The sequence below is a fragment of the Candidatus Poseidoniia archaeon genome, from assembly GCA_030748895.1.
GTDB lineage: Archaea > Thermoplasmatota > Poseidoniia > MGIII > CG-Epi1 > UBA8886.
Window position 1 is genome coordinate 40,005 of sequence record JASMLC010000012.1, and the last position, 8,816, is coordinate 48,820.

8 protein-coding genes and 1 pseudogene are annotated in these 8,816 nt (G+C 63.7%); 5 read left to right on the forward strand and 4 right to left on the reverse strand.

What is annotated here, in order from left to right; genetic code table 11:
• Positions 1–55 precede the first annotated feature (55 nt).
• Genes QGG57_05700 through QGG57_05710 form a run of 3 tightly spaced genes read left to right on the forward strand, consistent with a single transcriptional unit; the run spans position 56 to position 3,231 of the window.
• Positions 56–1,024, forward strand: a complete 969-nt coding sequence (locus QGG57_05700) for a MoxR family ATPase (GenBank protein MDP7007661.1) — start codon at positions 56–58, stop codon at positions 1,022–1,024.
• Entirely contained in the window at positions 1,025–2,275 is a 1,251-nt protein-coding gene (locus QGG57_05705; protein ID MDP7007662.1) for a DUF58 domain-containing protein, read from the forward strand.
• On the forward strand, positions 2,272–3,231 hold the full coding sequence (locus tag QGG57_05710) for a hypothetical protein (GenBank protein MDP7007663.1): 960 nt from the start codon (positions 2,272–2,274) through the stop codon (positions 3,229–3,231). Before QGG57_05705 ends, QGG57_05710 begins: the two co-directional genes overlap by 4 nt.
• On the opposite strand, the gene QGG57_05715 is transcribed toward QGG57_05710, so the two are convergent.
• From QGG57_05715 to QGG57_05730, 4 genes are all read right to left on the reverse strand, one after another.
• Positions 3,210–4,454, reverse strand: a complete 1,245-nt coding sequence (locus tag QGG57_05715) for an MBL fold metallo-hydrolase (protein ID MDP7007664.1) — start codon at positions 4,452–4,454, stop codon at positions 3,210–3,212. The genes QGG57_05710 and QGG57_05715 overlap by 22 nt on opposite strands.
• A gap of 4 nt (positions 4,455–4,458) precedes the next feature.
• Positions 4,459–7,092 (reverse strand): hypothetical protein, encoded by a 2,634-nt coding sequence (locus QGG57_05720; GenBank protein ID MDP7007665.1) that lies wholly within the window; start codon positions 7,090–7,092, stop codon positions 4,459–4,461.
• 49 nt (positions 7,093–7,141) lie between these two features.
• The gene (locus QGG57_05725; protein MDP7007666.1) at positions 7,142–7,429 is read right to left on the reverse strand and encodes a UPF0147 family protein; all 288 of its coding nucleotides are present in this window, start codon (positions 7,427–7,429) and stop codon (positions 7,142–7,144) included.
• Positions 7,430–7,502: 73 nt separating this feature from the next.
• Positions 7,503–7,964 carry a pantetheine-phosphate adenylyltransferase gene (locus QGG57_05730; GenBank protein ID MDP7007667.1) on the reverse strand — a complete coding sequence of 154 codons (462 nt, stop codon included), beginning with the start codon at positions 7,962–7,964 and terminating at the stop codon, positions 7,503–7,505.
• Positions 7,965–8,035: 71 nt separating this feature from the next.
• Here QGG57_05730 and QGG57_05735 point away from each other — a divergent pair.
• Positions 8,036–8,218, forward strand: a pseudogene (locus QGG57_05735) (heavy metal-associated domain-containing protein).
• 114 nt (positions 8,219–8,332) lie between these two features.
• Positions 8,333–8,758, forward strand: a complete 426-nt coding sequence (locus QGG57_05740; GenBank protein MDP7007668.1) for a DUF4396 domain-containing protein — start codon at positions 8,333–8,335, stop codon at positions 8,756–8,758.
• Positions 8,759–8,816: the final 58 nt, after the last annotated feature.

An 8,816-nucleotide genomic window follows, 5' to 3' on the forward strand; every position in this document is an offset into this window, starting at 1 on the left:
CGAAGATTCTGAAACCGGGGAAGAACAGGATAATTCAGTCAGCCAGACTTACCTCATGGACGAGGAACTGCGCGAGACGCAGGAGCTGGCCGAGGGACTACTGGGCGAAGTGGAGAAAGTAGTCATGGGCAAGCGGCCGGTGCTGGAACTGGTGATGACCGGTATCCTGGCTGGCGGTAACATCCTCTTCGAGGATAATCCCGGCCTCGCGAAAACCCTGCTCGCCAATACTTTTGCGCAGGGGCTTGGCTGCGAATTCAAGCGGGTGCAGTTCACACCGGACCTGCTGCCGGCCGACATCACCGGCATCTACATTTTCGACCGCAAGCAGAACGAGTTCGACTTCCGTCCGGGGCCGCTCTTCTGCAACATCCTGCTCGCGGACGAAATCAACCGCGCGCCGCCCAAGACGCAGGCCGCATTGCTGGAGGCAATGCAGGAGCACCAAGTCACCATCGAGGGGCATACGCACAAGCTGCCGCAGCCGTTCGTGACTGTCGCGACGCAGAACCCCATCGAGTCGGAAGGCACCTACCCGCTGCCCGACGCGCAGCTGGACCGCTTCATGATGAAGCTCTCGGTCGGCTATCCCGGCCGGCCCATCGAGCGCGCGATTATCGTCAAGCGTATGCAGCGCCAGAAAGACGACCACGACGTCAAGGCACTGGCATCGCCGGAAAAACTGCAGCAGATGCAGGCGTCACTCGAGAAGGTGAAGGTGGACGAGGCAATTATCGAATATATCGTCGAAATCGTCACACGCACGCGCGAAGACCCGCGGGTGGCGGTCGGCTCGAGCCCGCGCGGGACGCAATCGCTTTTCAAACTCTCGCGGGCGCTGGCGGTGATGAACGGACGCGACTATGTCGTGCCGGACGACATCAAGCGGCTCGCCATCTACACGCTGCGCCACCGCATTATCCTGAAGCCGGAGCCACGCATCAAAGGCGTCCAGACCGAGGAAATCATATCGCAAATCCTACAGGAAGTCGAGGTTCCCACGACGCAGGGCTACACCGATTGAATGTGGAGCAGGAAGGCGACGGCGCTCGCCGGGTGCGGCGCCTTTCTGGCGCTCTCGGGGCTGGTGCTGCTGAACTACCTCTTCATCAGCGTCGGCATCGTAATGCTCAGCTTCCTCTTTCTCGCCAGCTTCTTGAACCTCTGGATGCCGCGCGTCACTGTCGAGCGCACCACCAGCTCGGATAACATCTTCGAGGATGGCGAGCTGGAAGTGAGCTTCACGCTGCGCAACCGTGGCCTGCTCGGTGGCTTCGTCGAAATCTACGACGAGGTGCCGCCACAGGCGCGACTGGCGCGCGGCTCCAACTACACGCTGCTTTACCTGAAGGGACGGCAGGAGGTGAGCTTCGCCTATACCGTACGGATGCCACTGCGCGGCCACTATCATCTCGGGCCGGTGCGGCTGCGGGTCAAGGACGCGTTTGACCTGTTCTACAGCGAGCGCCACGAGCCGGCGCTGGAGCCTTTCTCGGTCTTCCCGCGCATTGAGCCGCTCGAGTCGGAAATCCTGGGGGGCAATAATCCCAGGCTCTATCAAGGGTCGATGCCGATTTACTCGATTGGCGAAGGGAGCCAGTTCTACTCGCTGCGTGAATTCCTGCCAGGCGACTCGATGCGCAAGGTGAACTGGAAGGCGATGGCGCGCACCGGCCAGATGATGGTCAACGAGACTGAAACCGAAAATATCCTCGACATCTACATGCTGCTCGACGCACGGGGCGTCAGCGGCGTCGGGACGCCCACTGACAATCCGCTCGAAATGAGCTGTCGCGCCGCCGCGACCTTTGCCGACCAGCTGCTACAGACGCGCAATAACGTCGGGCTGACGGTATACGGCAGCCGCACTGCGACGGTACACCTCGGCCGGGGCGAGACGCAACTGTTCCGCATCCTGACCGCACTGGCCGACGCGAAAGCCGAAGGCGAATTGCCGCTGAAGCTGGTCATCCAGGACCTGCTGCCCTACATCCCGTCCGGGTCGCCGATTATCCTTTTCAGTGCGCTCGACAACGACACTTTGCTGGCCGAGGCGTTCACGCTGGCGCTGACGCGCGGCTACGCGCTAACCGTGGTTTCTCCGTCGAGCATCGACCTTGAGGCGGCGACCGGGCGCATCCCGGCCGGGCCGGAAACAGTGGCGCGCATGGAGCGCGAAAACATGGTCACCGAACTGCGCGGCTGGGGCGTACACATCGGCGACTGGAAACCGGGTGAGCCGGTCAATCTGGCGCTGGCGGGGGCGCAACGATGAACCTGGTAGAGCGGTTGCCGCGGCTCGAGCAGGTCATCAACTACCGCGACCTCGTCGGGGAATATCCGCTGCTGCTCGCCGTGCGGGTGCTCGCGTCGGCGGGGCTGCTCTGGATGGGGACGCTCTGGTTCGGGTTCCACGACCCGCAGCAGTCGCTGATTACCGAATATGCGCGAGGCTACTATCCTGCCTTCGACCCGGCAGCGTATGACTATGTGGCTGGCGGCTTCCTCGCTGGATTCGGGCTTTACCTCTACACGCTGCTGCTGCGGCCGTGGAATCGCGTGCTGCTGTTCGGAATCGTGGTGTGGATGGGGTGGTATTTCTTCGGCCCCTACCTCGAGTTCCAGACCGAGAACTACGTGCGTTACGCTGACCCGTGGCTGGCGCAGGAGCGCGCGTCGCTCTGGTTCGGCCACGCGACGATGCTGGTCTTCGGCTCGTCGCTGGCGCTCGGCGCGTACGGCATCTGGCAGCGGCGGACGCTGCCGATTACGCTCTCGGTCATTCTGGCGATTGCAATCGGCTACCTGCACACCGGCGAAAGCGTCCAGAGCCTCGAGGGCGGCGTACGCTACGGCCTCGGTTTCCTGGTCTACATCGAGCTTTCGCTGGCGGCGCTGAAATATGAGGCGTACGTCCTCCAGTTCCAGCCCGCCGGCGCCAGCGGCAGCCTGCTTTCGGAGGGCGAAGTGGGGCGGGTTCGCGCGACGCTGGCGTCGCTGATGGGGCATTACGGAATGCATCTCGCAGTCATGCTCGGGCTGACCGCGCTTTTAGGAGGTATTATCCTCGAAATCAACACCTGGGTTGCGCGCTACACCAGCGGCCGCATCGCCGAGTCGTTCGAGCTAGACTCGCTCTACGGCATCGTCTTCACTGCGATGGTCGCCTTCCTGCTGCTGGGAGTGCTACGGATGTTTGCCGGGCCGGACTACGAACTCGACGAGAGCTGAATCGGCACGCCCTCTTCGGGCAGGATGACCTCGCAGTCGATGTCATCCGCCAGTGGCTGCCGGTCATCGCCGTGGTAGAGAATCACGCGCTCGGGGTCGCAAGCGCGGATGAACTCGAGCAGCTGCGCGTGCCCCGCATGGCCACTCAGGGAGAACTGCGCCACCTCGCAATCGACGCGGAAGGCGGGCGATTCCGGGTCGCGCTCCATGCGCATCCTGCCGGTCTCGAGCAGGTGGTGGCCGTTGGTGCCGGGGACCTGGAAGCCGGTCAGGAACAGCGCCGATTTCTCGTCGTGGCGCAACTCCTGCATGTAGTACATCACCGGCCCGCCGCTGAGCATCCCCGCGGTCGTCACAATCACGTCGCCACGCAGCGCCTGCTCGCGCATGCGCCAGTGGCGCACGAAGCGTGTCTGCTTCAGCGCGTGGTTCAGCCCGCCGACGTTGCGCAGCGCGCCGGGGTGCTTCTGCAAGATGCGCGCGATGTCGCGCCCCATCCCGTCGAGCCACACTTCGTAGCCCTGCCCGGCGAGCAGCATCAGCAGCTCCTGACTGCGCCCCAGCCCGAAGGCGGGCAGGATGACGCGGCCGCCACGGCTGACGATGGCGTCAATCGCGGAGAGTAAATCGTCGATGAGCTCCTCGCGCTCGGGGTGCTCACGCCCGGAATAGGTTGACTCGATGGCGAGCGTGCGGCACCGGACCGGCCGCGCGGCGCGCGTCAGCCCCGTATCAACGGTGTGGATGTCGCCGGTGAAAAGGAAACCGAGCTCGGGGAAGTGAAACATCCCGGCGCCCGGGATGTGACCGGCGTTGCGGATGTTGAACTCGAAGCCGCCGTGGAACGCGCTGCGTCCCGGCACCAGCGAGCGGTGCTGCCGCAGCAGCTCGCCAATCGCCCCCTTCGGGAACGGCGCCGGATACCCCTCGCTCTCGGAGACGCGCAGCGTGTCCTCCGCCATCCGCACCGCTAGGTCGCGCGTCGCCGGCGTCGAAATAATCGGCGTCCCGCGGTTCGCCACCTCAGGCGCCAGCCCGCAATGATCGAGGTGCGCGTGCGTCAGCAACAGCGCGTCGATGTCGGGCGCCGGCGACGGGAAACGTGGCGGGTCGTCCGGCTGGATTCCATAGTCAAGCAGCAGCCGGCCGGCGTCGCCCTCAAGCAGCACGCCGACGCGGCCGACCTCGCTTGCGCCGCCCAGAAATGTAAGTGTAGCTTCCACGCGATCAGTCCCAGTCGTCCCAGTCGTCGCCCGAGGATTCGGCGGTGGGGGACGGCGACGCAGACGCGGAGGCCGACTCGTCGCCCTCTTCGTCCTCCCACTCCTCATCATCCCACTCTTCTGAGCGGTAGTACATCGCAGCGCCGACCGCCATCACCAGCCCCAGCAGGACAAAGACGAACCAGAGGTCGCCGAGCGTGGTCGTGAGGCGACCGCCGAAGCCCTGTTCGACCTCGAGCGTGAGGGTCTTCTCGACCCGGTGAGAGGTAACGGAACTGGTAATAGTAACCAGAATTTTCTCGCTGTCGCCGTGCCGCACCTCGTCGCTGGCGGTGACGCGCACCGTGGCGTCACCGCTGCGGCCGGCGCCGACCTCAATCGAGTTCCCGTCAGGGAACGAGACCTGCCACCCCTGCGGCACCGAAGGCGCCTGCAACAGGTAGGTGTCGTCGGCATTGAGCGGGTTGTGCAGCTCGAGTGTGAACTCATAGCTGCCGCCCGGCTCAATCGCGGCGCGATACTTCGCGGCGGTGACCTGAAACAGGTCGTCCTGCAAAGCGAGGTTGAAAGTCAGTTCCTGGCGGCCGCGCGGCGGCGGTGAGTCATGCAAATCTTCGGCAACGGCCACGACGGGGTAGCCCCCCTCCTGGTAGGTGGCGGAGTTGCCAGCGGTGACCAGCAGGTCCAGCGGCATACTCTCATCCTCGCTGATGGTGACCTGCGTCACCGTCTCACCGCCATCCTTGTACTGCGCCGACCACCCCGAAGGGAGGTCCTCGACGTAGAGCTGGACGTCGCGGTCGCCCTCGACCGCCGAGTAGAGCGAGAGGTGCACCGTCTGCGTCCCGCCCGGCTGCAGGTTGGCGTAAATCGTCGAGCCGCCGCCCGCGACGTTGAGCGAGAGGCCGAAGGTGCGGCTCACCTCGAGGGTCGCCGTGGAGGTTTTCGTGGCGTTGCCTTGCGAAGTGCCCTTGAGCTGGATGGTCGAAGTGTCGACGTCGCCGCCCTCGGCCGGGCGCACCCAGACGGTGACGTTGGCGACATGTTCACCATCCTCCTCGCGCGGCAGCCCGTTGATGGTGATACCCGAATCGCGGTCGCCGTCATACTCGAACTCGACGTCCCAGTCGGGGAGCATGCCGGACGCGCTCATGTCGATTGAGTCAGTCGCCTGCCCCAGATTGGCGACGCGCAATCCGAAATCGTTCCAGTTACCAGCGACGGCATCAACCTCGGACGAGGTGACATGCTGCGTCCCCTCCACGAAGTAGAGTCCCACCATGAACTCGGCGCCGACGACCGTCTTGGTCTCGAGGTCGAAGGTCTGCTTCTGTGAAGAAGGCGAGTTCTGCGAAGTAGCGAGGATGCTGACGGTCGCGTAACGGCCGACCATCTCAGTCGAGTCCGCCACGGAGACGCTGAAGGTCACGGTCTCGGTCCCGCCCGGCACGAGGCTGCCGCTGCTCCATGATTGCGGCTCGACGGTCCAGTTGGACGAGGTGTCGCTCGGCTGGAGGTCGAAGCTGTCGGAGCTGTCGCCGCTGTTGCGCACCGTCAACTGGTAGCTGACCGAGCCGCCGACCGCGACCGACTGCTGTCGCTCGTCAGTCCAGAGGTAGACGCCATACTCGTCCATCTCGACCTGTAGCTCGACCCAGTAGCCGTGGCCCTGCTGGTCGACCGCCGAAACGCGCACGGTGTAGGCGCCCGAGCCGGTATGCTGCGCGCCCGGCTGCTCGGGGTCGTTGTAATTCCAGGTAATATCGTCGAACTCGACCGTGCCGCTCGCGTCACCGCGGTCGGTCGGCGCCAGCTCGCTGTCGAACAGCTCCTCGCCGTCCGGGTCGTCAACCTGAACGCGAATAGAAGCGACGTCGTAGGCACCGAAAGCGTTGAGCGCGGTCCCGGAGAAGAACGCCCGCGCCAGCTCGGCCGGCAGGTTGGGCTCGAAGTGGTCGGTCGCCTGCCGGTCGTCGTCATCCGAAGTCTCGAGATTGAATGCCTCGGTCAGGACTGTGATGTCGCGCACCGGGTTGGTCTTCACGACCAGCCTGGAGGGGGTATCACCGTCGGTACCGGTATCGAGCCCGAGGTTGACGTCGCTGCCGCCGTCGTTCTCAAGCTCGACGACGATGTAGTGGCCCGAGGCGAAAGTGTAGCTGGGGCCGAGCGAATCCTCCCAGTAGAGCTCCTCGTCCTCCTGGTCATCGCTGCCGGGGTTCCCGATACCGCCGGAGACGTCCATCTCGCCACTGGCGAGGATCGCACCCCCCGTCGGCGACGTGCCGTCGCGCACCTTGATGTTCAGGTGACTCGACTGAAATACCGCCGTGTTGACATAGAGTTCGATGAAAAAGCCACGTTCGGGAGCGTTGTAGGAATCGACGGGGAGGTCTGTCCGCAGTGGCTGGTGCAGCGCGAAGAAGAGGTTGCTACCGCTGGGAATGCTGACCGTCGTGCCGTCGCTGCCGTGGTCGCCGGTGGTCCAGGTGTGGAGCTTGCCCTCGCCGCTCTCCGACCAGAGATAGAGCCCCACCTCGTGTGCCTGCCCCCCGATTTCCTCGGCGGAAGCGGGTAGCCAGACGGCTGCCTGAAGCAGCATGAGGCCCGCGACCAGAAAGGCAATGGCACGGTTCACGGGAAGTTTCGACCCGTTCCGGCGATAAATAGGTATCCCTCCCCGATTTTCAGGCGCCGCCATTGGTCTCCCACTTGCGGACCACACCCTCAAGGTCGCGGATAAACTCGAAGAGTCGCGTGCGGGCGTGCGACGGGATGTTGGTATCATTTATCTGCTCCTCGAGGATTGAAATCGTCGAGTAAATTCGCAGGTCCAGTTCATCGCCCTTGTTCAGGAGGTAGGTCTCGAGCGCACCGCTTACGTTGCTGCGCACATTACGCGGGACTGAGGAGTCTTCGGTAATCGCCTGGCGGATATCCTGCGACAGGCTGTTAATCGTTTCTTCCGTGGCCATGGGAGTGCCTCCATACGAATTGGCGTCGCCACCTTGGGCGCCGCTATAAGAGTGACGTCATCGACGGACGGCGTCACCGCCGCCGCCCCTCCGCGTCAACCTCGCCGGCGCGGATGCGCGACGCGCTCAACGGCAGCCCATCCGCCGCCAGCAGGTGCGGGACCGTGACGACTTCCAGCGGTGCCAGCCCGCGCGCGAGGCGGCGCGCGTTGAGCCGCGCCGCCGCCTCGCGCGTCCCTTCGGAGACGACGATACCGTCGATGTCGGCGCCCTCGGCCGCCGGTCCCCACTCCTCGGCCAGCGAAACTATTTCGACACGCTCGAGCGCGTCGCGCGCCGTGAACCAGTCGCGCAGTGCCGCCTCGCGCGCGCCGTACAGCGCCAGCTCGCGGTCCGGGGGACGCCGGCCGGCGGCGAACTCGTCGCTGGCGAGGCCGATTACGAGCGCCTTGCCCGCTGCGAGCGCCGCCTCCAGCAGCCGCGCGTGGCCGGCGTGCAGGATGTCGAAAGTGCCGCCGAGGCAGACGCGCTTCATCGGTGCGGCAGGCGACCGTTCCTAATAACCGCTGGCGGCACCCTTATCCCCGCGCCGGATTCGCGCGTCGCATGAGCGAAACGACGACCACGCTCGCCGTCGGCGGAATGACCTGCGGCGGCTGCGCCAACAACGTGCAGCGCGCGCTGGAAGGCGTCGCGGGAGTGACGTCGGCCGCGGTGGACCATGTCGCCGGCAACGCCAATATCGCGCACTCAGGCATCGATAGAGGTGAACTCGAGGCGGCTGTCACCAGTGCAGGATATTCCGTAGGAGAAACGACTGGAGCTAGTGGACTTCACCAGCTTGGCAGTCCGCCCACGGGAACTGCTACAGCCGCTGCTGGTTTTAACTGGAGCGATGGGGACATCTGGTGGCAATCAGCTCATAACACTAAATGGTGCCTGATTGGGTGTTCAATTGGCGAATTCGGAACTCTCGCCTATTACTCATTTTCAGGCATTACTGCCGATCTCGTGCTGTACTCTAACATGTGGTATTTCTTTGCAATCCTGCCGCTCATCAACGGTCTTGCTACCAGCGTGATGCTTGAAACAATATTGCTTATGCAAGGTCAGATGGATTTCAGTAATGCGCTGTCAACGGCAATGGGAATGTCTTTCATTTCAATGCTGATGATGGAGATAGCAATGGAGATTACCGACCTTCTCTTTACTAGTGGTGAACTCGGACTCATGTACATCGCAATCCCATTCATGCTCATTGTCGGCTTCCTGACACCGTGGCCCTACAACTACTGGCGGCTGAAGAAGTTCGGTCAAGCTTGTCACTAAAGACTGTATTCGAGTTTATCAGACCTGCTCATGAGGTCCCTAAGACAATCTGGAGTTC